Annotated in this window: 22 protein-coding genes and 1 pseudogene; 10 read left to right on the forward strand and 13 right to left on the reverse strand. The window is 70.2% G+C overall.

Going from position 1 to position 24,367, the window contains the following annotated elements:
- Window positions 1-192 precede the first annotated feature (192 nt).
- From OG214_RS03925 to OG214_RS03940, 4 genes are all read right to left on the reverse strand, one after another.
- Window positions 193-822 (reverse strand): aspartate/glutamate racemase family protein, encoded by a 630-nt coding sequence (locus OG214_RS03925; protein WP_383032760.1) that lies wholly within the window; start codon window positions 820-822, stop codon window positions 193-195.
- A 100-nt stretch (window positions 823-922) separates the two neighbouring features.
- Entirely contained in the window at window positions 923-1,321 is a 399-nt protein-coding gene (locus tag OG214_RS03930; RefSeq protein ID WP_405983775.1) for a GNAT family N-acetyltransferase, read from the reverse strand.
- Window positions 1,322-1,361: 40 nt separating this feature from the next.
- Window positions 1,362-1,781: an aspartate 1-decarboxylase gene (panD, locus tag OG214_RS03935; protein ID WP_382857797.1), complete on the reverse strand. Its 420-nt coding sequence runs from the start codon at window positions 1,779-1,781 to the stop codon at window positions 1,362-1,364.
- Between the two features lie 114 nt (window positions 1,782-1,895).
- Window positions 1,896-2,915 (reverse strand): aldo/keto reductase, encoded by a 1,020-nt coding sequence (locus OG214_RS03940; protein ID WP_363083829.1) that lies wholly within the window; start codon window positions 2,913-2,915, stop codon window positions 1,896-1,898.
- A gap of 154 nt (window positions 2,916-3,069) precedes the next feature.
- Between OG214_RS03940 and OG214_RS03945 the strand changes: the two genes are divergently transcribed.
- From OG214_RS03945 to helR, 3 genes and pseudogenes are all read left to right on the forward strand, one after another.
- Window positions 3,070-3,660: a TetR/AcrR family transcriptional regulator gene (locus OG214_RS03945; RefSeq protein ID WP_405983776.1), complete on the forward strand. Its 591-nt coding sequence runs from the start codon at window positions 3,070-3,072 to the stop codon at window positions 3,658-3,660.
- Window positions 3,661-4,226: 566 nt separating this feature from the next.
- A pseudogene (locus tag OG214_RS03950) lies at window positions 4,227-4,486 on the forward strand (hypothetical protein); the annotation flags it as partial.
- Window position 4,487: 1 nt separating this feature from the next.
- Window positions 4,488-6,635, forward strand: coding sequence for an RNA polymerase recycling motor ATPase HelR (helR, locus tag OG214_RS03955; RefSeq protein ID WP_405983777.1), 2,148 nt, complete (start codon window positions 4,488-4,490; stop codon window positions 6,633-6,635).
- Between the two features lie 117 nt (window positions 6,636-6,752).
- Here helR and OG214_RS03960 read toward each other — a convergent pair whose 3' ends face one another.
- On the reverse strand, window positions 6,753-7,697 hold the full coding sequence (locus tag OG214_RS03960) for an SDR family oxidoreductase (protein WP_405983778.1): 945 nt from the start codon (window positions 7,695-7,697) through the stop codon (window positions 6,753-6,755).
- Window positions 7,698-7,854: 157 nt separating this feature from the next.
- On the opposite strand from OG214_RS03960, the gene OG214_RS03965 reads away from it, so the two are divergent.
- Window positions 7,855-8,421 (forward strand): TetR family transcriptional regulator, encoded by a 567-nt coding sequence (locus tag OG214_RS03965; protein WP_363083833.1) that lies wholly within the window; start codon window positions 7,855-7,857, stop codon window positions 8,419-8,421.
- Window positions 8,422-8,478: 57 nt separating this feature from the next.
- On the opposite strand, the gene OG214_RS03970 is transcribed toward OG214_RS03965, so the two are convergent.
- Together OG214_RS03970 and OG214_RS03975 are read right to left on the reverse strand one after the other, a co-directional pair.
- Window positions 8,479-8,775: a hypothetical protein gene (locus OG214_RS03970; protein ID WP_405983779.1), complete on the reverse strand. Its 297-nt coding sequence runs from the start codon at window positions 8,773-8,775 to the stop codon at window positions 8,479-8,481.
- Between the two features lie 196 nt (window positions 8,776-8,971).
- Window positions 8,972-9,502: a DUF6328 family protein gene (locus tag OG214_RS03975; RefSeq protein ID WP_382857818.1), complete on the reverse strand. Its 531-nt coding sequence runs from the start codon at window positions 9,500-9,502 to the stop codon at window positions 8,972-8,974.
- A 387-nt stretch (window positions 9,503-9,889) separates the two neighbouring features.
- Between OG214_RS03975 and OG214_RS03980 the strand changes: the two genes are divergently transcribed.
- Window positions 9,890-12,610 (forward strand): glycosyl hydrolase family 95 catalytic domain-containing protein, encoded by a 2,721-nt coding sequence (locus tag OG214_RS03980; protein WP_363083836.1) that lies wholly within the window; start codon window positions 9,890-9,892, stop codon window positions 12,608-12,610.
- Between the two features lie 130 nt (window positions 12,611-12,740).
- Here OG214_RS03980 and OG214_RS03985 read toward each other — a convergent pair whose 3' ends face one another.
- Window positions 12,741-13,289, reverse strand: a complete 549-nt coding sequence (locus tag OG214_RS03985) for a DoxX family protein (RefSeq protein ID WP_382857824.1) — start codon at window positions 13,287-13,289, stop codon at window positions 12,741-12,743.
- Window positions 13,290-13,509: 220 nt separating this feature from the next.
- On the opposite strand from OG214_RS03985, the gene OG214_RS03990 reads away from it, so the two are divergent.
- Both OG214_RS03990 and OG214_RS03995 read left to right on the forward strand, forming a co-directional pair.
- On the forward strand, window positions 13,510-14,520 hold the full coding sequence (locus tag OG214_RS03990; protein WP_405983780.1) for an SPFH domain-containing protein: 1,011 nt from the start codon (window positions 13,510-13,512) through the stop codon (window positions 14,518-14,520).
- Window positions 14,517-15,416 carry a hypothetical protein gene (locus tag OG214_RS03995; protein WP_383032770.1) on the forward strand — a complete coding sequence of 300 codons (900 nt, stop codon included), beginning with the start codon at window positions 14,517-14,519 and terminating at the stop codon, window positions 15,414-15,416. Before OG214_RS03990 ends, OG214_RS03995 begins: the two co-directional genes overlap by 4 nt.
- A 152-nt stretch (window positions 15,417-15,568) precedes the next feature.
- Here OG214_RS03995 and OG214_RS04000 read toward each other — a convergent pair whose 3' ends face one another.
- Window positions 15,569-16,807: an SGNH/GDSL hydrolase family protein gene (locus tag OG214_RS04000; protein ID WP_405983781.1), complete on the reverse strand. Its 1,239-nt coding sequence runs from the start codon at window positions 16,805-16,807 to the stop codon at window positions 15,569-15,571.
- Between the two features lie 140 nt (window positions 16,808-16,947).
- Between OG214_RS04000 and OG214_RS04005 the strand changes: the two genes are divergently transcribed.
- A complete protein-coding gene (locus tag OG214_RS04005) occupies window positions 16,948-17,631 on the forward strand; it encodes an endonuclease (RefSeq protein WP_405983782.1) in 684 nt (227 codons plus the stop codon).
- Window positions 17,632-17,749: 118 nt separating this feature from the next.
- Here OG214_RS04005 and OG214_RS04010 read toward each other — a convergent pair whose 3' ends face one another.
- Both OG214_RS04010 and OG214_RS04015 read right to left on the reverse strand, forming a co-directional pair.
- Window positions 17,750-17,959 carry an antitoxin gene (locus tag OG214_RS04010; RefSeq protein ID WP_363085377.1) on the reverse strand — a complete coding sequence of 70 codons (210 nt, stop codon included), beginning with the start codon at window positions 17,957-17,959 and terminating at the stop codon, window positions 17,750-17,752.
- A gap of 102 nt (window positions 17,960-18,061) precedes the next feature.
- Window positions 18,062-18,595 carry a luciferase family protein gene (locus tag OG214_RS04015; RefSeq protein ID WP_405983783.1) on the reverse strand — a complete coding sequence of 178 codons (534 nt, stop codon included), beginning with the start codon at window positions 18,593-18,595 and terminating at the stop codon, window positions 18,062-18,064.
- A gap of 59 nt (window positions 18,596-18,654) precedes the next feature.
- Here OG214_RS04015 and OG214_RS04020 point away from each other — a divergent pair, with 59 nt between their 5' ends.
- A complete protein-coding gene (locus OG214_RS04020) occupies window positions 18,655-19,224 on the forward strand; it encodes an inositol oxygenase family protein (RefSeq protein WP_363085375.1) in 570 nt (189 codons plus the stop codon).
- A 105-nt stretch (window positions 19,225-19,329) separates the two neighbouring features.
- On the opposite strand, the gene OG214_RS04025 is transcribed toward OG214_RS04020, so the two are convergent.
- Window positions 19,330-20,901, reverse strand: coding sequence for a M1 family metallopeptidase (locus OG214_RS04025; protein WP_405983784.1), 1,572 nt, complete (start codon window positions 20,899-20,901; stop codon window positions 19,330-19,332).
- Window positions 20,902-21,035: 134 nt separating this feature from the next.
- Window positions 21,036-23,432 carry an MMPL family transporter gene (locus tag OG214_RS04030; protein WP_405983785.1) on the reverse strand — a complete coding sequence of 799 codons (2,397 nt, stop codon included), beginning with the start codon at window positions 23,430-23,432 and terminating at the stop codon, window positions 21,036-21,038.
- A gap of 412 nt (window positions 23,433-23,844) precedes the next feature.
- On the opposite strand from OG214_RS04030, the gene OG214_RS04035 reads away from it, so the two are divergent.
- Window positions 23,845-24,363, forward strand: a complete 519-nt coding sequence (locus tag OG214_RS04035; RefSeq protein ID WP_405983786.1) for a lytic polysaccharide monooxygenase auxiliary activity family 9 protein — start codon at window positions 23,845-23,847, stop codon at window positions 24,361-24,363.
- The last annotated feature ends 4 nt before the right edge of the window (window positions 24,364-24,367 follow it).

The raw sequence follows: 24,367 nt of genomic DNA on the forward strand, positions 1-24,367 counted from the left end.
CAGCCGGGACGCCCGTGGGCAGCCGCACAGGCCGTACGCACCGTCGTACGCGGCCGATACGCGCCGACACACCGGGCCGTCGGACGGACCGGGCGCGGTGCCCGGGGCCGCGGTGCCGAACACGGTGTCCGGCGCGCGCACTCGGCCACCGGTGCGGCGCCCGGAGCGCGCCCGGCCGCTTCACGCCCGGCGTCAGATCGCGGCCGCCGCGGCGGCCGCCGCGTTCAGCCCCGGGCGCGGGCTGGAGAAGACCGGAAGGGCGCAGGTCGTACGGTCCGCCGCGTCGGCCATCGAGGCCTGCGCCAGCACGACCACATCCGCGCCGGTGATCTCGTCCACCACCGCGGCCACCGCGTTCAGATAGCCGTCCTGATCGCCCGCCTCGAAGCGCTCCCAGGCGCCCTCGACCAGCACCATCCGCAGGTCGACCGGGCGTCCGGCGGCCTCCTGGCGGATCAGCGCGGCCGTCGGTTCCAGTGTGCTCTCCAGGGCGGCGACCACGACGACCCGGCCGGCCGCGGCGGCCGCCGCGGCCATCGGCCGGTCGACCCGCAGTACGGGGATCCCGAGCGCCGCACCGGTCTTCTCGGCGACCTCACCGATGGTCGAGCAGGTGCAGAGCACGGCGGCCGAGCCCTCGGCGACAGCGGCGGTGAGCACCGCCTCGACATCGGCCGCCACGGATTCCGGGCCCTCGGCCCTCGCCCTGCTGAGCAGGGACTCCTCGACGACATGGCGCAGGACGAGTCCCGGATGGTCCATGTCCCGCAGGGCGTCGAAGACCGGGACATGGACCGGGGAGGTATGCAGCAGAGTCAGCATGATCGCGATGCTAGGACAGGACCGCACGCCGAGTCCGGCAATGTTCGCCCGACAGGACGAAGAGTGACAGAAGGGGTCTGCCGGAGGGACGTGAACGCCGTCAGGCGCCCGCCGCCTCTCCGCGGCTCTCCCCGTTCTCCCCGCCCTCCCGCGCGTCGAGCGCGGCCTTCAGCAGCTCCCGCGCGTTCTCGACCGCCTCGGCCGGGGCCTCCGGGGCCTCCTCGGGATGGCGCTGTGCCCATCGCGCGGCATACGGGCAGATCGGGACGACCGGCAGGCCCTCGCGCCCGGCCGTCGCGTACAGCTCGCGCACCAGCGCGCCCGCGATGCCCTTGCCCTCGTGCCCCTCCTCCACCACGGTGTGCACGGCGACCAGCGCTCCGGGCGACTCCTCCGTGGCCTCCATGGCGAGATACACGACGGAGCCGACGGCCCGGCCGTTCTCGTACGCCTCCAGACGCCCCTCGGACCGGTTGTCCCGGATGTCGAGATCTGACATGACGGTGGGTTCTCCCTGCTCCTGGTGGGGCGCCGCCGCTTCAGCCCGCGACGGCGTGCGGTGCGCGTACGGTACGGCCGCCCGGCACGGGAGCGGACGCGTCGCCGCCCACCGCCACCACGCGGTTGTCCGCACCGACATGGACGACGCTCGGGATGAACGCGCGCGCCTCGGCATCGTCCATCTGGGCATAGCTGATGAGGATCACCAGATCGCCGGGGTGGACGAGATGCGCGGCGGCGCCGTTGATCCCGATGACCCCGGACCCGCGCTCACCCTCGATGACATAGGTCTCCAGCCGGGCACCGTTGTCGATGTCCACGATGTGCACCAGCTCACCGGGCAGCAGATCGGCGGCCTCCATCAGCTCGGCGTCCACCGTGACGGAGCCGACGTAATGGAGATCCGCGTGGGTCACGGTGGCCCGGTGAATCTTCGACTTGAACATGGTACGCACCATCGAGGCACTCCTGAATGTAGGCTCCCTGCCCGCGTTCTCGCAGGTCAAGGGCGACTCCACACTCTATAACGCATCGTGTGCCGGGGCAGCTTCCGCACGTCACCGCCGGTGCGGTCAGCGGCGCCGCAGCGACGGGTCGAGCAGGGCGGGCGGAGTGTCGAACTTCTCGTGCGGGGCGAGGTCGGTGCCCGGAGCGACGACCTCGTCGATGGCGTCGAGCACGTCGGCGGAGAGCACGGTGTCCGCGGCGGCGAGCTGCGAGCGCAGGTGGTCCAGCGTGCGAGGACCGATGATCGCGCTGGTCACGGCGGGGTGCGCGGTCACGAAACCGAGCGCGAGCTGGATCATCGTGAGACCGGCCTCGTCGGCGACCTTGGCGAGTCGCTCGACCGCGTCCAGCCTGGCCCGGTTGGACGGGACGGTGATGTCGAAACGGTCCGGCATGAACGTCGAGCGGCTGGTGGTGATGTCCCGGCCCTCGCGGATCGCGCCCGACAGCCAGCCCGAGGCCAGCGGGCTCCACACCAGCACACCGAGGCCGTACTCCTCGGTCACGGGCAGGACGTCGGTCTCGATCCCGCGCTGCAGGATCGAGTAGCTGGGCTGTTCGGTGACGTAACGGCTCAGACGGCCGTCCCGGGCGGCCCACTCCGCCTGCACGAGGCGGTACGCAGGGAAGGTCGAGGAGCCGAAGTAGCGTATCTTCCCCGCGCGTTGCAGGTCGGTCAGGGCCGACAGCGTCTCCTCGTCGCCGGTACTCGGGTCCCACCGGTGGATCTGGTAGAGATCGACGTGGTCGACACCGAGGCGGCGCAGGCTGTTGTCCAGCTCGGTGACCAGCCAGCGGCGCGAGGCGCCGCGGTGGTTGCGCTCGTCACCCATGGGCATGCCCGCCTTCGTGGCCAGCACGATGTCGTCGCGGCGTCCGGCGATGGCCCGGCCGACCATCTCCTCCGACTCGCCGCCGCTGTAGATGTCTGCCGTATCGATGAGGTTGATCCCGGCCTCAAGGGCGGCGTCGACGACGGCGGTGGCCTCGTCCTGGGTGGTGCGCCCGATGGCGCCGAAGTTCATCGCGCCGAGCGCGAGCGAGCTGACCTGTACACCGGTGCGGCCCAAGGTGCGGTACTGCATGACAGCGTTCCTCCATCGCGGGTGAGCTGTGGTGGCAATGCGTGGCTTGGCCGTCTGCTTCCTGCTCTGGCATCATAAGCAAACGGAACCTTGTTCCGATAAAGATACGGAACGCTGTTCCGTTTGGCAAACCCGGTGAGGGAAGGACGGCGCGGTGAACGACGGCGACGGGGGCGCGGGGCATACGGCCCGGCCCAAACGGGCGGACGCCCGGCGCAACAAGGAGACTCTGCTCGACGCGGCCGCCGCGATCTTCGTCACGTCGGGCGTGGAAGCGCCGGTACGCGACATCGCGGCCAGGGCCGGCGTCGGGACGGGCACGATCTACCGCCACTTCCCGACGCGGGCGGATCTCATCATCGCCGTCTACCGGCACCAGGTCGAGGCGTGCGCCGAGGCCGGGCCGATCCTGCTGGCGACCTGCGCGACCCCTCACGCCGCGCTGGGGCGATGGATCAATCTCTTCGTGGATTTCCTGGTCACCAAGCACGGACTCGCGGCCGCGCTGCAGTCCGACGACGCCGGCTTCGACACGCTGCACGCCTACTTCCTGGACCGGCTCGTGCCCGTGTGTGCCGAGCTGCTCGAAGCCGCGGCCGCCGCCGGCGAGATCCGGTCCGACATGGACGCCCTGGAACTCATGCGCGGCGTCGGGAATCTCTGCGTCGGCGCGGACAGCGATCCCCGCTACGACGCGCGCCGACTGGTCGAACTCCTCATCGCGGGACTGCGCCTACCGCGCTAGGCCGGACAGGACCCTGGCCGTCGCATGTACCGGAACACCGTTCAGGAATCCGGAACACCGTTCCCGCAACTCTCTTCCGCACCTGCGGCCATTTCCCACATACGGAACCAGGTTCCGGATGTTGGTCAGGTGTGCGGCACTCCGCCGCTTCGTGAAGGGGTTGTCGGTCGTCCGGCCACGGCGGACGACAAAAAACAATGGAAAGGAGATCCGCTCTCCTTTCCGTGCTCAACGTATAGCGCACCGGGGGGCTTGCGGCAAGGCCCGGGTCGTACCGCAGAATCGCCGACCGAGGCCGGAACCTGCGGAAACGGGGAGTCGCGAAGTGCGTGTGGTGTTGTCGACGTATGGGTCGCGGTATGGGTCGCGCGGGGATGTCGAACCGCTGGTGGCGGCCGGCCTGACGCGGGTCGCCGCGCGGCCGGTGGCCGAGAAGCCGGGCATCCGTTACGTCTTCGCGAGCCGCCAGCCGGTCACCCCGCCGTCGCCGCACCACCCGCCGTCGCCGCGGCGGGGCAGGCCGTTCCCACCGGAGGTGACCGACAACCGGGTGCCGACGGCCGCCCAGGGCCGGGGCGCCTCGGGTGGTCGTACCCCAGCCGGTGACCAGCCATACTGGGCCCGCAGGGTGGCCGGTCCGGGTACCGGCACGGCACACGACGGTCCGGTCCCGGCCACCGAGTCACTGTCAGCCGCGCTCAGGACCACTCTCATCCCCGGGACCCGCGCACGAGCGACCGCCGTTGCCGCCACCAGGCTCGTCACGCCGGTCCGGACGCCCTGCCACGCGCCATGGTCGCGAGCGACCTCAGATCGGAGCTGCTGACGTGAACCCCCTGACTGCCAGCGCGTTTGACCTTCCCGACCGCCTCTCCCCCAAGGCCGACCCGGCGCTGATCGCCGGTGACGAAGAGCACTTCGCGGCCGTCGCGGAGTGCCTCGCGCAGTCGATCGCCGAACTGTCCGACCGCCTCGACGCCGAGCGCAGGGCACCCGGCGGCGCGGGCCGGCAGGCGTTGGACCGGGATGTGGAGATCCACCGGCTGACCGCCCGCCTGCGCGCACTGCGCCGCTTCGGTCTGGACCTGTGCCTCGGACATATGGTCGGCGCGGACGATCCGGAGCCCATGTACATCGGCCGGCTTGGTCTTACGGACAGCGCGGGTCGCCGGCTGCTGCTCGACTGGCGCTCCCCCGCGGCCGAGCCGTTCTTCGGAGCCACCCACGCCAATCCGATGGGTCTGGCGAGCCGCCGCAGATATCGCTGGACCCGCGGCCGGATCAACGACTACTGGGACGAGGTGTTCACCTCGGACGGGTTCGCCGGGCATGCCGCGCTCGACGACCAGTCCGCCTTCATCGCCAGCCTGGGCGGCAACCGTTCGGCACGGATGCGGGACGTGCTCGGCACCATCCAGGCCGACCAGGACGCCATCATCCGCGCGGGATCCCGCGGCGCTCTCGTCGTCGACGGCGGTCCGGGTACGGGGAAGACCGTCGTCGCCCTGCACCGCTCCGCCTACCTCCTCTACTCCGACCCCCGTCTCGGCCACCGCCGCGGCGGCGTGCTGTTCGTCGGTCCGCACCAGCCCTATCTGGGCTATGTCGCCGACGTCCTCCCCAGCCTCGGCGAGGAGGGCGTGCAGACCTGCACCCTGCGGGACCTCGTCGCCGAGGGAGCCTCGGCGGCGACCGAGACCGACCCGGAGGTGGCCCTCCTGAAGTCGTCCGCGAACCTGGTGAAGGCGATCGAGACGGCCGTCAGGTTCTACGAGGAGCCGCCCGCCAAGGGGATGACGGTCACGACCCACTGGTCCGACATCCAGCTGAGCGCCGACGACTGGGCCGTGGCGTTCGAAGCGGCGGAACCCGGTACTCCGCACAACGACGCGCGCGACCAGGTCTGGGAGAAGCTGCTCACGATCCTGGTGGACAAGCACGAGGGCGACGCCCCGGAAGCCCTGCTCCGCAAGTCGCTGTCGCGGAACAGGGAACTGCTCACGGCCTTCAACCGCGCGTGGCCGCTGATCGAGGCGGCCGACCTCGTCGGAGACCTGTGGTCCGTACCCGCCTATCTGCGCAAGTGCGCTCCCTGGCTCGGCCCCGACGACGTCCGGCGGCTGCGGCGCGAGGACGCCCAGGGCTGGACGGTGTCCGACCTGCCGCTCCTCGACGCGGCACGGCAGCGGCTCGGCGACCCGGAGTCATCGCTGCGCGAGCGGCGGCGCAAGGCCACTGTCGCCGCCGAACGCGAGCACATGGCCAAGGTCGTCGACGCCCTGCTCCAGGCCGACGACGACGGTGAGGGCGCGGTGACCATGCTGCACGGGCAGGACATGCGGGACACCCTCGTCGACGAGTCCGTGTCGCCCGGCATCGAACCGGATCTGCTCGCCGGTCCGTTCGCGCACATCGTCGTGGACGAGGCCCAGGAACTGACCGACGCGGAGTGGCAGATGCTGCTGCTCCGGTGCCCGTCCCGGAGCTTCACCATCGTCGGGGACCGTGCCCAGGCCCGGCACGGGTTCACGGAGTCGTGGCGGGAGCGGCTGGAGCGGATCGGGTTCGACCGGATCAACCTGGCCACCCTGAGCATCAACTACCGGACGCCCGAGGAGATCATGGCGGAGGCCGAGCCGGTCATCCGGGCAGTGCTCCCGGACGCCAACGTGCCGACCTCCATCCGCGGCGGCGGCATCCCCGTCGTCCACGGATCCGCCTCGGATCTGAGCTCGGTCCTCGACACCTGGCTCGCCGCGCATGCCGACGGGACCGCCTGCGTCATCGGCGATCCCGCGTTCCGGACGGCGTCCCGCGTCCGGTCGCTGACCCCGGAGCTGTCGAAAGGACTTGAGTTCGACCTGGTCGTCCTCATCGACCCGGAGACGTTCGGCGAGGGCATCGAAGGAGCGGTCGACCGCTATGTCGCGATGACCCGGGCGACCAGGCAACTCGTCATCCTCACCAGCTCCTGACGAGCTCCTGACGCCGGCCGGACACGGACACCCGGGACATCGGCGCGAGCGGCTGCCGTGCTCGGCGCCCTGGAGCTGTCGCGCCCCCTTCGCCTTGCCCCGGGCGCCGTTGAGCGGTCAGGCGGACGGGGTGGCGAAGTAGTGGCCCTTGTCGAGGTCTTCGACGAGCCCGAGCTGGACCGGGCGCCACCCCAGCAGTTCGCGGGTGCGCGCGCTGGAGCTGGGGCTGTCCAAGCCGAGGAAGGCGGCCAGCCAGGTGAAGTGCCCGGCCGCGTCGTCGGGGGAGACCGAGGCCACGGGCACGCCGAGATGACGCCCGATCACCTCGGCGACGGTACGGATCGGTACGCCCTCGTCCGCCACCGCGTGCAGCGTGGAGCCGGCCGGAGCACTCTCCAGCGCCAGCCGGAAGAGGTGTGCGGCGTCGGACCGGTGCACAGCGGCCCAGCGGTTGGCGCCGTCGCCTATGTAGCCGGAGACACCCTTCTCGCGGGCGACGGCGACCACGGTGGCGATGAAGCCCTGGTCCCCGTCGCCGTGCACGGTCGGAGGAAGCCGTACGACCGACGAGCGGACGCCACGGTCCGCGAGGGCGACCGTCGCGCGCGCGTTGGCCTGCCGCTTGGCCGGGCCGCCGGTCAGATGGGCGTCTGCCGGGCCGGACGCCTGCCCGTCCTGCCCGTCCTGCTCGGTCGCGAGCCGCCCCGGCGCCAGCCCGGCCATCCCGGAGGCGATGAGGAACGGGCGGCCGGTGCCGGCGAGCGCCTCGCCGAACGTGTCGATGACGCGCCGGTCCGCGTCGGCGGCCTCCTCGAAGCCGCCGCTGAACGCGATGTCGTGCTTGAAGGCGAGATGGATCACGCCGTCGGACTCGGCGGCCGCGCCGCGCAGGGTGTCGAGATCGTCGAGCGTGCCGCGGCGCACCTCCGCGCCGGCCTCGGTGAGGGCGGCGGCCGAGGCGTCCGCGCGGGCGAGCCCGACGACCTGGTGGCCGGCACCGATGAGCTCCGGGACAACGGCTGAACCGATCCAGCCGGACGCGCCGGTGATGAACACACGCATGAGGAGAACCTCCGGGTAGGTCGGCCTGTCCTCGCCGCGGGGTACCGGGTACCGGGGGTACCGGGACACGGAAGGTGCGGCGGAGAAGGCCATGTCAGTAACTGACATCAACCGTAGCACTGGATGTCAGTCACTGCCATCACGTAGAGTCGGGGCTATGGCTCGATGGGAACCGAACGCGCGCGGGCGGCTCGAACAGGCGGCGCTGGACCTCTTCAGCGAGCGCGGGTTCGAGCAGACCACCACCGCGCAGATCGCCGAACGCGCCGGGCTCACCGAGCGCACGTTCTTCCGGCACTACGCCGACAAGCGCGAGGTGCTGTTCGGAGGTTCGCGCGCGCTGGAGGAGGTCTTCGTGGACACCCTCGGCGGCACTCCGGAGACGGCCGCGCCGATCGACGCGATGGCCTCCACGCTGGAGACCGTCGCCGCCTTCTTCGCGGATCGCCACGAGTTCGCCCGGCGGCGTCAGGCCGTCATCATGGCGAACGCGGAGCTGCGCGAGCGCGAGCTGATCAAGCTCGCGTCGCTGTCGGCGGCGCTCGCCGCCACGCTCCGTCGACGCGGCGTCAAGGATCCCGCCGCGAGCCTCACGGCGGAGGCGGGCATCGCCGTCTTCAAGGTCGGGTTCGAGCGCTGGGTCGGTGAGAACGGGGAACGCGGTCTGGCGGACTTCTTGCGGGAGTCGCTCGACGAACTCAAAGTGGTGGCCGCGGGCGCGTGACCGCGAGGCCGGACCGGACGACGAGGGGCCAGGCCAGGCCAGGCCAGAAGAGTGGAATCAGTCGCTGTCCTCCCCGGCGGCGAGTCGCCGGGCCTCGCGCCGGCCCGCGTAGCGCTCCTTGCGGTTCTCGGCGCGGTTCATCTCCCCCAACTCCTTCTTGGCGGCACGCCCGTTGGGCCCCGAACAGCACGTCCGGCCGAACTCGGCGTGTTCCCACCGGCAGCGTGTGCCTGTGTCCTCCCGCGTCGGGTTCGGCGGCAGATCGCAGCCGCCGTAGCGGTGATCGTGGGCCGGCCGGGGGTTGTGCTCCGCACGGCGCACCCACATCGGTTTCGTCCTGTCGGTACGGGACATCTCGTTCCTCACGGAACCCGCCGCCCTTGCTCCCGGACTCTCCGGGCGGGCGGCTAGGTCGACCACTTCACGGCCCACGCTCCTTCCTCGTCCATGGCACCGGCCGGGCGGAATCCGGCTCCCCCCATAGGACGCTGCCCCTCGTATGACGCTGCCCCTGCCGCCGGGGTTGCCCGCGCGGACGGCCGGTCCTCCGTCATCCCTCTCGTTCCAGATGGCGTTTGAGAACCACCGGCAGGACCAGCCAGCAGCACGCGAACCACAGCAGGACGACGGCCGCGACGGCCCAGGCGTAGCCGGATCCCAGTGCGACCCGGAGCAGCAGGAGTACCGCGCAGGCGATGGCGGCGAAGAGCAGGGCGATACCGGTCCCGAGCAGCCGCCCTGTCGTACGGACGAGTTGGGGCTTGCGTCGGTGCCCGGCCAGCATGCGGTGTACGGAGACCGGGGCGATCAGCGCTCCGGTGGCCAGCGCCCCGAACACCACGGTGACCGCATAGAGGTTCTTGTCGAACCAGCCCAGCCGCGCGAAACGCGGTGTGAAGGCGACGCTGAGCAGAAAGCCGAACAGGATCTGCGCTCCCGTCTGCGCCACCCGCACTTCCTGGAGCATCTCGCCCCACTGGCGGTCCGCCCGCCGCTCCGGGCTCTCGTGCCGTGCGAAGCCGTGGGACCGGTCCTCCTCCGCGGCGGTATCGCCCTCCGGCCGTCCCTCGTCGTCTGCCATGGCCCTCCTCGGGAACCCCACGACGGCATCGCCGACGGCGGGCCCGTCCTCGTCCCGTATCCGCATGTAAGCGCGTGGCCGCCGCTCGTACCACCCGGTGGGCGCAAGTGGCCGCAGCGCTCCGCCGGGACCGCCCCCGTGAGCCCATCGGCACCGTCCGCAGCAGACGTATCCATGGAGATCCGATCAATGTGCGCACAGGACGGCGGAATAGTTCTGCGCGGCTACTTGACGGCCTGAAACCTCCGATGTTCACTGCATGTTGCGAACATGTCACCTTGCTGCTTCCTGGAGCACCGTGCCGATCAGGTGTTTCCCGCGCCATAGCGAACCCGTACGCCCCCCTGCCTTTCGGCACCCCCTCGCCACTCGTGGGAGTGACACACGATGAGACCCAACCGAATAGTCGTATTCGTCCTCGCTGTCGGCTGTCTGCTGAGCGGTCTCGCCGGCGGTCCGGCGTCCGCGTCGACCACCGACGCCGCGTTCAACAACGCGACCGGCGCGCTGAACGTCGACTACGCCAGCTATCTCTCCAAGCACGACATCGTCTACAACCGGCCCAACACCAACCCCGATTACGGACTGACCGTCGGCAACGGCCGTATCGGTGCCATGGCATGGCAGAACAACGGTCTGTCCATGCAGGTGTCCGGGGTCGACACCTCCCAGCAGACCGCGTTCGGCGGCGGGCTGCTCAATCTGGCCACCACCCCGGCGATGGACAGTGGGTACTCCACCTACCAGCAGCGGCTCTCGCTGTACGACGGGACACTCACCACCAAGTACGACAACAACCGGACCGTCACCGTCATGGGTTCCCCGAACTCCGAGGTGATGGGCATCCATGTGGACGACACACGGAGCGGGGTGTCCAGCATCGCGCTGGACCTGAGCCTGTGGGATGTGAGCCAGCTCGGGAACAGCGGTGACGTACCCAATCTCGACACCTGGAAGACGGTGTCCACCTACGCCGACTCCAGCGGCGCGGGACTGAGCCGTGGCCAGGCCGATCCGCAGAAATTCGGTTACACCCTGGCCGCGACCGTGGAAGGCGCCGCGTACTCCGCGCAGGTCGTCGACGGCCGCAAGGTACGGCTGACGATCACACCGTCCAGCAGCTACACGATCTGGTTCACCGCGAGCAGCCGGGTCAACGCCCCCGGCAACGACTCGGTCACCCAGGCCAAGAACGCGCTGAACTCGGTGAAGGGCACGGGCTACACGACCACCCTGAACAACTACCGCAACTGGTGGCACGCGTTCTGGGAGAAGTCGTTCGTGCAGTACTCCAACGGGTCCCGTGAAGCGGACTACATGGAGAACGTCTACTACCTCAGCACGTACATGATCGCCGCCGGCGGATACGCGAACTATCCGTTCCACTTCATCAACGGCACCTTCCGGGCCACCGGGGACGCGACGAAGTGGAGCAACTCGTACTGGTACTGGAACCAACGGGACGTCTACAACTCGTTCCTGGCCTCCAACCACGCCGATCTGTTCAGCGGGTTCAACAAGCTGTACAGCCGGAACTTCGACGCGCTCAAGGCGTACACCCGGACCAGATACAACGTGGACGGGATCTGGGTACCGGAGACCATGGGCTGGGACGGCAACGCCCGGGGCACGGTCAACAGCGACTACACCAAGAACATCTGGTCGACCGGCGCCGAAGCCGCGTACAACATGTATCTCCAGGCCAAGTACACCAACGACACCAACTATCTGCGGAACACGGCCTATCCGTTCATGCGTGAGGTCGCCAAGTTCTACGCGGCGAAGCTCTCGTACGACAGCGGCACCGGCAAGTACTACGTGGCCACGTCCAATTCGCACGAGACCTACTGGAACGTGCCCAACGCGATCACCGATCTGGCCGCCGTACGCACCCTGTTCCCGCTGGCCATCCAGACCGGCGCCGATCTGGGTCTGGACGCCGATCTGCGTCCGCAGTGGCAGCGGATCGTGGACAATCTGATCGCGTATCCGTCGGACGCGAACGTGTATCTGCCGCACACTCCCCCGATAGCGCAGACACGCAACAACGAGAACGTGGCCGCCGAGCTGATCTGGCCGTACGACCTCACCGGGATCGGCTACCCCGACCAGCAGAAGGCCATCAACACCTGGAACGCCCGGCCGTTCCCGTACGGCAACGTATGGGCGAACGACGCGGTCCAGGCCGCCAGGCTCGGCCTCGGGGACCAGACGTTCCAGGGCATGAAGACCATGCTGCGCCAGTACCAGAACTATCCGAACGGTCTGACGGCCAACACCAACGGTGTCTTCGAGTATCTCGGGGTGCATCTGACGGCGACGAACGAGTCGCTGCTCCAGTCGTACAACGACAAGATCCGGGTCTTCCCCGCCGTGCCCTCGGACTCCTCGTTCGTCGGCAAGTTCAGTCTGCTGGCCAAGGGCGGCTTCCTCGTCAGCTCGGAGCGCGAGGCGGGCGAGATCAAGTACGTGGGGCTGAAGAGCCAGTACGGCAACAGCACCCGGATCGTGAACCCGTGGGGTACGCAGCAGGTCCGCGTCCGCCGGGTCTCCGACAACGCGACCGTACTGACCACGAGCGCCGCCGAGTTCGCGCTCAGCACCTCGGCCAACACGGTGTACGTCGTCGAGCGCACGGCCAAGCCGCTCAGCTCGTACACCTCCACCCGGCTCACCGGGACGGCCAACCAGGACGCGAAGTCCCTGGCGAACACCAACTCCACGCTCGGCCTCGGCTCGACGGCGAACCCGATGGTCAACAACACGGCGGTGACCTACGACAGCAACTGGTACCTGACGACCAACCGCGGCTACGGCGACTACAACGACGACACCCATCACAGCAACACGGTGGGGGCGACGGCCCAGTACACCTTCACCGGCACCGGGATCCAGTACCTCTCCGAACGCAACGGTGACATGGGGACGGTGGACGTCTATCTGGACAACGCCTTCCAGGCGACGGTCGATCTGAGAATCACCGGCGCCCGGCAGGCCCAGCAGACCGTCTGGCAGAGATCCGGGCTCTCCCGGGGCTCGCACACCATCAGGATCGTCAACAGGAGCACAGCGGTCGGCATGATCGACGCCTTCCGCATCACTCCGTAACCGCGGAGAACCCGGGCGGGACGCGTCGTCGTGAGGTGACGCGTCCTCCCCGGTGGAGGGGCGGTGGCCAGGGCGGCGGCCACCGCCCCTTCTCGCTGCCCCTCACTGTCCGGCGGGCTCGCCGGCCCCCTCACTGTCCGACGGGGGCGTCCTCGTCACTCTCCCGGGCAGCCGCCGCCATGCCCCTGGCCCGCTTCCCGATGACCAGTGCCGCACCCGCGGCGCTGGCCGCGAAGGCGACGGGGACCATCCACCGCTGGTCGAACCGGTGACAGGTGACATGGTCCAGCGAGTAGCGGCCGGCGCCCATGAGACCGACGGAGGCCGCGGTCCAGCCGAGAAGGCCCGGAAACTCGAATCCGCCGGACTGGCCGAAGAAGCCGTTGGGAAAGTGCACCGCCGACGCGCCCGCCATACCGCCGGCCGCCGCCGCCCCGGCCGCCGGGGTGGCCAGCCCCAGGGCGAGCAGCAGACCGCCTCCGGCCTCGGCGAGTCCCGAGGCGATCGCGCTCGGTCTGCCGGGCTTGTAGCCCATGGCCTCCATCCCCTGCGCGGTCCCGCCGATCCCCGCGCCGCCGAACCAGCCGAAGAGCTTCTGGCCGCCGTGTGCGGCGAGCACGGCTCCGACGCCGAGCCGCAGGGTGAGCAGTCCGAGGTCACGTCGGTTCACACAGGTCATGGCGGGCTCCGGGGTGTGGGGGCGTCAGGCGTGCCGAGGAGTACGGACGTACGACTCCACTCTCGGTGGAGGGGCACGCGAGGGGGCAGCGTTGCTGGGCCGTACGGGTCGCCCCGATACACCCACCCCTCCTTATGTCACCTTGACGATAAGCGGAGAATCTCGATATCGTCGCCATGACGAAAAGGGAAGAGGCAAAGAGAAAGAGGGGGACCCTTCCATGGCCGACATCACCCGCCGTCTCGGCCGGCGCCATCTCCGCTCCGCGCCCACCGCCCATGTCCGCCACCACCGGCGCGGCCGGCTCGTGCACGACGGGCCCGGACTGAGTTTCTGGTTCCGGGCGCTGACCGCCGCGCTCTCCGAAGTCCCCGTCGACGACCGCGAGCTGGCGATGGCCTTCCACGCGCGTACGGCCGACTTCCAGGACGTCACCGTGCAGTCCACCGTGACCTACCGGATCAGCGATCCGGCCGTCGCCGCCGCCCGTATCGACTTCTCCATCGACCCGGACAGCGGGATCTGGCGGGGCGCGCCGCTGGAGCAGATCGCCACCCTGCTCACCGAGACCGCCCAGCAGCACGCACTCGACGTGCTGGCCCGTACGCCGCTCTCGGTGGCCCTGGCGGACGGGGTCGCGGCGGTGCGCGAGCGGATCTCCGAGGGGCTCGGCGCGGAACCGCGGCTGCCCGCCACCGGTATCGAGGTGGTGGCGGTACGGGTCGTCGCCGTCCGCCCCGAGCCCGAGGTGGAGCGCGCGTTGCGCACCCCCGCCAGGGAGCAGATCCAGCAGGAGGCGGACCGGGCCACCTACGAGCGCAGAGCCGTGGCCGTCGAACGCGAGCGGACCATCGCCGAGAACGAACTCGCGAGCAGGATCGAACTGGCCCGCAGGGAGGAGCGGTTGGTCGAGCAGCACGGCACCAACGCCCGTCGTGAGGCCGAGGAGAGCGCCGCCGCCGACGCGGTACGGGCGGAGGCGGAGGCGCTGCGCACCGTACGGCTGGCCAGGGCGAAGGCCGAGGCCGGGCGGGAGACCGGCGAGGCACGGGCCGCCGCCCAGTCCGCCTGGCTGCGGGTGCACGCCGAGGTGGACGCCGCCACCCTGCACGCCCTGGCCGCCACGCGGCTCGCGGAGAATCTGCCGCGCGTCGAGAGCGTCACCCTCTCCCCCGATGTGCTCACCGGTCTGCTGGCCAGGCTGGGCCGGCCGAGCGGGGACGCGGCGTGAGTCTCGCGCCCCGCGCGGTGCTGGTCCACCGCACCAGTGAGTACGAGGAGCTGCTCGCCCGGCACGGCACCCATGGCCAGGCCGCCTTCTTCCTCTCCTCGCGCGGCCGGTCCGTCGTGGAGGTCGCGGAGCGGCACCACCGGGCGCGCCGGGCGCTGGCCGAGGTGGCGGCGGCGGTACCGCCGCGCTGGCGGCAGGCCCGGGTGGAGCGCGCGGATCTGGACCGGTTTCTCTTCGCGCCCGAGGATGTGGTGGTCGTGGTGGGGCAGGACGGTCTGGTCGCCAACGCCGCCAAGTATCTGTCGGGCCAGCCGGTGGTGGGGATCGACACGGACCCGGGACGCAATCCCGGTGTGCTGGTGCGCCATCGGGCCGCCGACGCGCCCGCGCTGCTGCGGGCGGCCACCGCCGGCGGGGGCTCCGTCGACGAGCTGACCATGGCGGAGGCCGTCACCGACGACGCGCAGCGGCTCCTCGCGCTCAACGAGATCTACCTCGGCCGGCCGGACCACAGGACGGCCCGCTACCAGCTCGGTCCCGACGAGGAGAACGGCCCGGCCGAGTCCCAGGCGTCGTCCGGGGTACTGGTCGGCACCGGCACGGGCGCCACCGGCTGGCTGAGCTCGCTGCGGCGCGAGCGCGGCGGCGGGCCCCCGCTCCCGGGGCCCGCCGAACCCCGGCTGATCTGGTACGTACGGGAGGCCTGGCCCTCCCCGGTCACCGGCACCTCGCTGGTGGAAGGGGTGCTGACCGCCACGGAACGGCTCCGGATCACCGTCGAGTCCGACCGGCTGGTCGCCTTCGGGGACGGTATGGAGAGCGACGCCCTGGAGCTGACCTGGGGACAGACGGTCCGGGTGGGCAGATCCGCCACCTCGCTGCGGCTGCTCGGGTGAGCGCGCCCCTCGGCCCGGCCGCCTCGTCCCTCCCGTCCCCCAGCCCCCGGTCCCCCAGCCCCCTCGGTCTCCCAGCCCCGTCGCACCTCGTCCCCGCAGGTGCGGCGCCAGGGGGCGAGTGGGAGCGTCAACCCCCCGGCGCGGCAAGGGTGTTACCTGGCGCAGCGCAGGCTGCGCAGATCGATGGCGTCGGCCATGACCTTCATCCCCGCGTCGTTCGGGTGCAGATGGTCCCCGCTGTCGTACGCGGGCAGGATCTTCGCCGGGGCCGCGGGGTCCTTGACCGCCGCGTCGAAGTCCACGACCGCGTCGAAGGCGCCGCTGCCCCGGATGAAGGCGTTGACCTCCTGGCGTATGGCCTCACCGCCCGCGTTCCACTCGTACCAGCCCTCGTACGGCATGACGGTGGCTCCGGCCACACAGACCCCGGCGGCATGGCTGCGCTCGATGATCCGGCGGTATGCGTCGATCAGCTGGGCGGCCGTGGGCGCGGGCGTGGCCTTGATGTCGTTGACGCCTTCGAGCAGGATCACCGTACGCAGCCCGCGCTGTGACAGCACATCACGGTCCAGCCGCTTCAGCGCGCTCACCCCGGCGCCGTCCGAGAGGACCTTGTTGCCGGAGATCCCCTCGTTGGCGACGCCCTTGAGCGTGCTCCTGGGATCGTTCCGCAGCCGTCCCGCGAGGAAGTCGGGCCAGCGGCGATTGGCGTTCGCGGTCGAGATGGCGCCGTCGGTGATCGAGTCCCCGAGTGCCACGACGGCTCCCGTGCCGCTCGGGGCGTCGACCACCACCGCGTCCACATAGAAGCGGAAACCCGTCTGCTGGGTGAAGGCGGCGGCGGACTCCTCGGCCGCGTGATCCCCGGCGGGTGCGATGTAGGAGGTCTGCAGCCCCATCCGGTGGCCGGTGGCCGTACCGGCCGCGTTCCGCACGTACACGCTGACGGCGAGATCGGACTGCGGAGCCACGGTGCCCGGCAGCGGATCGCTGTAGACGGAGCCGCCCGGCGCGACGGTGACGGAGGCGGCGCCGCCGAAGGACAGCGCGCGGTTGGTGCCGGCGGCCACGGCGGCGCCGGATCCCCGTACCCCGGCGTAGGCGCGGCCGAAGGTCACCGGCTGCTCGCCGAAGGCGTTGGAGAGCCGGACGCGCAGACCGCTGCCGCCCGCGCTGGTACGCACGACGATCCGGTGCGTCTGGTCGGGGACGGCGGCGTCCAGCCGGTCGGCGCTGGCGCCCCAGGTGACCACGGGGGTGGTGGCGGCGGGACGGTCCGGGAGCCCCGAGGAGCCGAAGGACACAGCGGGGGCGCCGAGGACGGTGGCGAGAGCGAGGGCGACGACGGCGATCGCGCGGGAGGCGCGCAGGGGTAACACCGTTCTGTTCATTGCGGGTTGAACCCTCCGTAGAAACAGTCGTGCTCATGTCATAAATAGACACGGACAGAAAGCGCTTCCGGTTCGGTACGCGCACATGTGCGGCCGCCGTCGGACCGCGTCACAATGGAAGAGCCGGAGCCGATACGGCGATGTCAGCCGGACGGAGGAGGTGCGCTGTGCCGGAGACCAGCGATCGCGAGACCGTACGGAAGCTGCTCGCCACCCATGGCCGTACGTACGCCGATCAAGCGGGCATCCATCTGCGGAACACCCCCCAGCCGCTCTACCAACTGCTCGTCCTGGCCTGTCTGCTGAGCGCGCGCATCCGCAGCGACACCGCGGTCGCGAGTTCCCGCGCTCTCTCGGAGGCCGGTTTCCGCGACGCGCGCCGGATGGCGGACGCCACCTGGCAGGAGCGGGTGGACGCGCTGGGCCGGGGCGGCTACCGCCGCTACGACGAGCGCACCGCGACCCAGCTCGGGGTGGGCGCCGAGCTGCTGCTCGACAAGTACCACGGCGATCTGCGCGGGCTGCGCGACGCGGCGGGCGCGGACACCGGCGCACTGCGGTCGCTTCTGCGGGAGGTTCCCGGGCTCGGTCCCGTGGGGGCGGACATCTTTCTCCGCGAGGTCCAGGGGGTCTGGCCGGAGGTCGCCCCGTATCTGGACCAGAAGACCCTCCAGGGCGCGCGGCGGCGTGGACTGCCCGATGAGCCCAAGGCGTTGGCGCGGCTGGCCGATCACACCGATCCCGCCGTCTTCGCGGCGGCGATGGTACGGGCCGCTCTCGAAAGGACCGGGAAACGGAGCGAGAGCACCGGGAAGGAAGCGTGAAAGCACCGGGAGGCGGAGCGCCCGCCATATATGAGGCGTCTCTCCGCACATGAGGCGCCTCTCCGTGCAACTCCTCGCACGGCAAGGCGCCTTCACGGCGGATGATGCCCGTCGGATATCAGGTGGTCGGCGGCCGGTCGTCGTGGGGCCGGCGCGGCGGCTCGTTGGTGCCGAGCTGCTCGTTGATCTTCTTCTGGGCGGTGTCGACCTGCCCTTTGTATTTGTTCCCCGTCTTTCTGTCGAACGCGTCGCCCGCCTTCTCCACCCCCTGGCGGACCGTGCCCTCATGCCCCTTGATGAGGCCCTTCAGCTTGTCGAGCATCGACATGTTCGGCTCCTCGCTCAGAACGGTTCATGTCCACCATCACCGCTGTCCGGCGATCCCGCATCCGCAGTGCCGCACGGACGGCGCCATCGCCCGGACGGGACATCAGCGGGTGTGGGCGTAGGCGCGCTGCCGGGTGCAGGGATCGCTCACCACACCCGTGCCGTCGTCCCCGGGCAGCCCGGCGACGGCCTGGAGCGCGGCGCTGACCAGAGTGGCCAGGAGATCGATGTCCGCCCCGGTGTCGAGCCGTACGGTGACCCAGCCGCAGCCGGCCCGCAACCGAAGCGCGGTGGACCTCTTGAGCGCCGGACGAAGCTTGGCGATCATGGCGTTGGTGAGATGAACATCTGCTTCGTTCTCACCGTGGAAATGAACTATTTCCTGTGTATCCGTGCGTACACACGGATCTGTGCCGCAATAGGCCCGGCCTCCGCTGAGACCCGGCCATGTCATCAGCCGTTCGCCGGCATGTCTGGCAGCGTTCATGCTCTCAGCGTGCCGTACCACGACCTCCGCGGACAGGGAAAACGAGAACAAATGTCCTCGTCTTTGCGGAGTTCCGCGCGCCCGGGTGAGCCTCGGGCGGACGGCTTTTGTTCGCCACGTGTTCAACGCTCCGTCCGCCGGCCCGTTCATCCCTCCATGATCTCCTCGGCAGGGCGACGGCAGACATTTCAGGACGAGAAAGGGCCGGCATGGCTGCGAACTCGGTCGATGAGCTGATGGATCTCCTGCACGCGTGCCGGGGCGTCTGGGACACCCCCGACCGCAGCGGCGGCCCCGTCGATCTCCATGACCACGCCCTCCAGACGGCCGCCCTGCTGCGCCGTCGGCACCCCGCCGACAAGGAGCTCCAGATCGCCGGTCTGGTCCACGACCTGGGCCATCTGCTGCTGCCCGGGGACGACGCGGGGCACGGGGACCGGGCCGCCGACGCCGTACGCCCGCTGCTCGGCGACCGGGTGGCGCGGCTCGTACGGCTCCATGTGCCCGCCAAGCGCTATCTGGCCGCGATGGAACCGTGGCACACGCTCTCGGAGCAGGGCGCGCGGACACTGCGGCTCCAGGGCGGGGCGATGACCCGGGCGGAGGTCGAGGCCTTCGTCCAGGACCCGTTGGCCGAGGACGCGGTACGGCTGCGCAGGGCCGACGACGAGGGCAGGGCCGTCGGACTGGACGCGGGAATCATGGAGGACTGGCGGCCGGTCCTCGAATCGGTCGCGGCCGGCCACCATCACATCGGCGTGCGTTCGCGGTACCAGTAGACACGCGGTACCCGTGGATACGTGGCACCAGCGGGTACGGGTACCGGTACCGCGAACGGCACGGCGTCCAGGGGCCGCCCGGGAGAAGCGCGGCCCTGGTTTTCGCTAACCGAGCGTCGCGCTCCCCAGGTCCTTCGGGGAGACGGGCAGCGGCTGACGGCGCGCGGTGGCACCGCTCACCGGGGTGACCGTCCAGTCCGGGTGGCCGGGCATCCTCGGGGTCTTCGTCCCGTACAGCCACTCGGTGAGGAAACCGGTCAGATCCTGCCCCGACACCTCGGACGCCACGGCGATGTACTGCTCGGTGGAGGCGCTGGAGTTGCGGTACCGGTCGAGGAAGGTGTGCTCGATATTGCGGAAGACCTCCTCGCCGACCAGTGTCCACAGCGCGTACAGGACCAGCACGCCGCCCGTGTAGCGCTGGCTGTGGAAGAGGTTGGCCGCCGTCGGCGACGCGACGGGACCGGCGTCCTGGCGCCACTGGTCGCCCCGGGAGTAGATGTCCTTCATCCGGGCTTCCATGCTGGTCAGGCCGATCGAGTCGGGCCAGCCGCGCTCGTAGCGGTACAGCAGCCCGTAGTAGTCCGCGTGCCCTTCGTTGAGCCAGAGGTCGGCCCAGGTGGCGGGTGAGACGAGATTGCCGAACCAGTTGTGGACCAGCTCGTGCATCATGTGCGAGCCGATCAGATTCTCCGTCTGGAGAAGGAAGTTCGGCTTGTAGATCGTGAGGGTCTGGGTCTCCAGACCGGTGAAGTCGAAGGCGGCGGGATCGTCGGTGTTGGCGGGCAGGATGCCGTACGCCTCGAACGGGAAGCTGCCCAGCCGCGCCTCCAGCCAGGTGACCTGCTGGGGTGTCAGGGCGAGCGCGGGCTCAAGTGCCGCCGCGCGTGCGGTCGGTACGACATCGCGCAGCCGCAGCCCGCTCGGGCCCTGCCGTTCGACCACCTGGTAGTCGCCCACGGTGATCTGCACCAGCTCGGTGGCGAGCGGGTCACGTGAGTGGTAGGTGACGGTGGTGGTGCCGTGGGCCTTCCTGGTGGAGACCAGCGAACCGGTAGCGACGGCCGTCAGTGCGTCGGGCGCGGTGATACGGAAGGTGAAGTCGGCCTTGTCGCTGGGATGGTCGTTGCACGGGAAGACCGTGCGCGCCAGATCCGGCTGTCCCGCCACGGCGAAGCCGTCGGGGGTGGGCACCCAGCCGTTGTAGGGCGCCTGGATCTTGCGCGGGTCGGCGGTGTAGTCGACCCGTACGGTGAACTTGTCGTGGTTCGCCACCCAGGACCTCGGGGTCACCACCAGCTTCTCGGCCAGCTGCTCGAAAGCCGCCTCCCGGCCGCCCACCCACACCCGGTGGACCACAAAACCGACCGCGTCGAGAGAGAAGCGGGAGAGGTCCTGGGTGGCGCGCGCGGTGACGGTCACGCTCGCGTCGACGAGCTTGGTGTCGGCGCGGTAGGTGAAGTCCAGCAGATAGGCGGAGACGCGGTATCCGGTGTTGCCGAGTACGGGGTAGACGGGGTCGTCCAGACTGTCACCGCCCGGGGTCCCCCCGTTTCCGGCACCCCGTGCGCCGCGGCCGTCGGCGCTCTGCGCCTGCGCGGCCGGGGAGAGGGTGAGAGCTGCTGCTGTGCCGAGGAGCGCGGCCGCCGGGGCCGTCACTCTGGTGCGGTATCGCATGTTTCTCTTTCGGCTCGTTCCAGAAGGAAGTGGGTCTCGACGGCATGGGAGTGGTCGAACCCAGGCCGTACACGTGATCCGAGCGACGCGATCCGACCGGAAGTGATCACGCCAACTGCCGGGACGCACAGGTGTCATGACTGGTTCCCGCCATCCCGGTACCGGTTCCGGGACCGGTGGCGGCCCCCGGCCACGGCGCGGTCGTGCCGGTCCTCCGTATCCGCGCGGGGCGTGCCCGCATGGCTCCCGCCCACATGTGGCGTACCGATACGGGGCAGGATCCGGTCCAGCCGGCGGGGCAGCCACCAGGCGCGTGCGCCGAGCAGTGTCATCATCGCCGGGACCAGCAGCAGCCGGACGATCGTGGCGTCGATGAGCACACTGACGGCCAGTCCGAGGCCCAGCATCTTGACCACGATGTTGTCGCTGAGGACGAAGGCGGCGAAGACGCTGGCCATGATCAGCGCGGCGCAGGTGATCACCCGCGCCGTGATCTCCAGACCATGGGCGACCGCCGCTCTGCTGTCACCGGTGAGCAGCCAGGCCTCATGGACCCGGGCGAGCAGGAAGACCTCGTAGTCCATGCTCAGTCCGAAGACGATGGCGAACATCATCATCGGCACATAGCTCTCGATCGGCACCGTCCCCGAGACCCCCAGCGAGGGCCCTCCCCACCCCCATTGGAAGACGGCGACCACCACTCCGTACGACGCGGCGATCGACAGGAGATTGAGCACGGCGGCCTTGAGCGCCACCAGGAACCCGCGGAACACGGTCAGGATGATGAGGAACGCCAGGGCGACCACCACTCCGATGATCAGCGGGAGCCGCGCCCTGATGATGTCGAGGAAGTCCTCCGCGGCGGCGGTCGCGCCCGTGACATAGGTCCGGGCGGCGGTGCCGGAGACACCCCGGGGCAGGACGTCGTCCTTCAGCCGGGTGAAGAGCGCGGAGGTCCCCGCGGACTGCGGCGAGGTCGCGGAGACCGCCGTGGCGGTCAGCACCTGACCGTCTCCGGTGGGCCGGAGAGGGCTGACACCGGCCGCGCCCGGGACGCCGGTGAGCGCCCTCGTGAGGCCGGCCGCCAGCGCGGGACGCTCGGCGGGCGGCACCCGGCTCTGGTCGACGACAAGGAGGAACGGACCGTTGGCGCCCGGCCCGAAGCCCTCGGTGACGAGGTCGTACGCGCGCCGGTCCGTGAAACTCCTGGGGTCGGCGCCGTCGTCGACATGGCCGAGGCGGATGGAGAGCACGGGGATCGCGAGTACGCCCACGGCGACGAGCCCGGCCAGCAGGAACCGCCAGGGACGGCGCTCGACCCGCTGGGCGTAGCGGTGCCAGCTGCCCCGCGCCTCGGCGGACCGCCGCTCGCGCATCTGCCGCGCACCGCCCGCACGCGGGGCCGGAAGACCCTCCGCGACAGGCTTTCTGACGTGGTAGCGGTCGATACGGCGGCCGGCGAGTCCGAGCAGGGCGGGTACGAGGGTGATCGCGCCGAGGACTGCGGTGACGACCGTGACGGCGGCGGCCACACCCAGCTTGCCGATAAAGCTGACCTGCGAGACATACAGCCCCGCCAGGGCGACGATGACGGTGCATCCCGAGACCACCACGGCCCGGCCGCTGGTGGCGACCGCCAGGCCGGCCGCCGTCGCCGGATCCGCGCCGTCCATGAGCTGTTGCCGGTGACGGGTGATCAGGAACAGCGCGTAGTCGATCCCGACGCCCAGTCCGGTCATCGTGGCCAGGGTGGGCGAGACACTGGCGAAGGTGGACGCGGCGGCGATCAGTCCCAGACAGCCCAGCCCGACGGCGACGCCGATCAGCGCGGTGAGCAGGGGGACGCCCGCGGCGATGACGCTGCCGAATCCGAGGAGCAGGACGGTGACCGCCACCGCGAACCCGATGACCTCACTGTGCAGATCCGTCGGCAGGGGCCGGGCGAGTTCCCCGAGCGGGCCGCCGTATTCGACGCGCACCCCGGCGGCACGCAGCGGCTCGACCGCCCGGTCGACCTCCTGGAGATAGGCGGCGCCGAACGAGGTGGGAATGGCGTCGAACCCCACGGTGATGAATCCGGTCCTCGCGTCGGCGGTCAGCGCGCCCGTGGGCGGTGCCGAGGGTGTCGCCGGCAGCGGGCTCACCACGGAGATGACATGCGGAAGTGTCCGGAGCGAGGCGACGGTCCGGTCGATCCGGCTCCGTACGGCGGTGAGAGGCCTCCGTGTGTCGTGCAGGACGACCTGGCCGCCGATACCGCCAGTGCCGGGGGCGTGCCGGGCGAGCACCCGCGCGCCGTCGTCCGACTGGGTGCCGGGGAGCGAGAAGTTGTCGGAGTAGGTGCCGCCGAAGGCTCCCTGGAGCGCGTGCACCCCGCCGAGCGCGACCAGCCAGAGTACGAGCACGACGGCGAAGCGCCGCGCGCACCACTCCCCCAGCCGCTGGAGCCCGTCGGCCTCCGGACGGTTTCCCGGTGCTTCCGTGTCCGTGGCGCTCCGCTCGCTGTCGCTCCGCTCGCTCCGCGACGTCATACGGTCCCCCCGAGGGTGCCGGCCTCGTCCTGGCCCGATAAATGTCGGCATTTTATATGGTTCATCGGGAAAAGACGGGCTCAGGACTTCATCCGGCGCGCCCCGGCCTTTCACGCGCCTCCCCGCACATCCACGCACCCTTCACACAGGCCTCTGTGACTTTCCGTCACATCACACAAGCCTCAACTGGTCTTTCGCGCAACACCCTTGACGAGGACACGTCCGCCGGTATGGTCTAGTCCAAGTGGTCGAGACCTTTCCGAACGCAACGCCTCCGGCGGTGCCCCGGGCCGGGAATCCACCACCGTCCCTTCGCGCCTCTTGGCCCCCACACTCGAGAGGCCGACCTGCCGTATCCGGATCCCCCACGGTGCGGATATCGCGCAGGAAGACCTGATGTGAAGGAGAACTCATGCATACGAAAAGGAAAATGGCGGCGGCGCTCGGTGCGGTCATCGCTCCGGTTCTCGCCATAAGCCTTCCCGCGAGTTCCGCGAGCGCCCATGGATATATCTCCTCGCCGCCCAGCAGGCAGGCCCAGTGCGCGGCAGGAACCGTCGGCTGCGGTGACATCACCTACGAGCCGCAGAGCGTGGAGGGCCCCAAGGGGCTCACCAGTTGCAGCGGCGGGAACTCACGGTTCGCCGACCTCGACGACGACTCCAAGGGCTGGACGGTGACACCCGTCGGCAGCTCCACGACATTCCAGTGGCGGCTGACCGCACGTCATGCCACCAGCACCTGGCAGTACTTCGTCGGCGGCCGGCAGATCGCCGAGTTCGACGACAACGGTGCGCAGCCCGGTGCCACGGTCAGCCATCAGGTGGACTTCGGCGGCCTGACGGGCCGGCAGAAGGTACTGGCGGTGTGGAACATCTCCGACACCACCAACGCGTTCTACGCCTGCGTCGACGTCAACATCGGCGGCTGAGGAA

This window comes from Streptomyces sp. NBC_00872 (assembly GCF_045161915.1).
In the GTDB taxonomy this organism is placed as follows: Bacteria; Actinomycetota; Actinomycetes; order Streptomycetales; family Streptomycetaceae; genus Streptomyces.

Excerpts from the sequence above, each read along its gene's own strand:
- OG214_RS03925 (WP_383032760.1), bottom strand. The coding sequence starts at position 822 with ATGCTGACTCTGCTGCATACCTCCCCGGTCCATGTCCCGGTCTTCGAC.
- OG214_RS03930 (WP_405983775.1), bottom strand. The coding sequence starts at position 1,321 with ATGTCAGATCTCGACATCCGGGACAACCGGTCCGAGGGGCGTCTGGAG.
- panD (WP_382857797.1), bottom strand. The coding sequence starts at position 1,781 with ATGGTGCGTACCATGTTCAAGTCGAAGATTCACCGGGCCACCGTGACC.
- OG214_RS03940 (WP_363083829.1), bottom strand. The coding sequence starts at position 2,915 with ATGCAGTACCGCACCTTGGGCCGCACCGGTGTACAGGTCAGCTCGCTC.
- OG214_RS03960 (WP_405983778.1), bottom strand. The coding sequence starts at position 7,697 with ATGCGTGTGTTCATCACCGGCGCGTCCGGCTGGATCGGTTCAGCCGTT.
- OG214_RS03965 (WP_363083833.1), top strand. The coding sequence starts at position 7,855 with ATGGCTCGATGGGAACCGAACGCGCGCGGGCGGCTCGAACAGGCGGCG.
- OG214_RS03970 (WP_405983779.1), bottom strand. The coding sequence starts at position 8,775 with ATGTCCCGTACCGACAGGACGAAACCGATGTGGGTGCGCCGTGCGGAG.
- OG214_RS03975 (WP_382857818.1), bottom strand. The coding sequence starts at position 9,502 with ATGGCAGACGACGAGGGACGGCCGGAGGGCGATACCGCCGCGGAGGAG.
- OG214_RS03980 (WP_363083836.1), top strand. The coding sequence starts at position 9,890 with ATGAGACCCAACCGAATAGTCGTATTCGTCCTCGCTGTCGGCTGTCTG.
- OG214_RS03985 (WP_382857824.1), bottom strand. The coding sequence starts at position 13,289 with ATGACCTGTGTGAACCGACGTGACCTCGGACTGCTCACCCTGCGGCTC.
- OG214_RS03990 (WP_405983780.1), top strand. The coding sequence starts at position 13,510 with ATGGCCGACATCACCCGCCGTCTCGGCCGGCGCCATCTCCGCTCCGCG.
- OG214_RS04000 (WP_405983781.1), bottom strand. The coding sequence starts at position 16,807 with ATGAACAGAACGGTGTTACCCCTGCGCGCCTCCCGCGCGATCGCCGTC.
- OG214_RS04005 (WP_405983782.1), top strand. The coding sequence starts at position 16,948 with ATGTCAGCCGGACGGAGGAGGTGCGCTGTGCCGGAGACCAGCGATCGC.
- OG214_RS04010 (WP_363085377.1), bottom strand. The coding sequence starts at position 17,959 with ATGTCGATGCTCGACAAGCTGAAGGGCCTCATCAAGGGGCATGAGGGC.
- OG214_RS04015 (WP_405983783.1), bottom strand. The coding sequence starts at position 18,595 with ATGAACGGGCCGGCGGACGGAGCGTTGAACACGTGGCGAACAAAAGCC.
- OG214_RS04020 (WP_363085375.1), top strand. The coding sequence starts at position 18,655 with ATGGCTGCGAACTCGGTCGATGAGCTGATGGATCTCCTGCACGCGTGC.
- OG214_RS04025 (WP_405983784.1), bottom strand. The coding sequence starts at position 20,901 with ATGCGATACCGCACCAGAGTGACGGCCCCGGCGGCCGCGCTCCTCGGC.
- OG214_RS04030 (WP_405983785.1), bottom strand. The coding sequence starts at position 23,432 with ATGACGTCGCGGAGCGAGCGGAGCGACAGCGAGCGGAGCGCCACGGAC.
- OG214_RS04035 (WP_405983786.1), top strand. The coding sequence starts at position 23,845 with ATGCATACGAAAAGGAAAATGGCGGCGGCGCTCGGTGCGGTCATCGCT.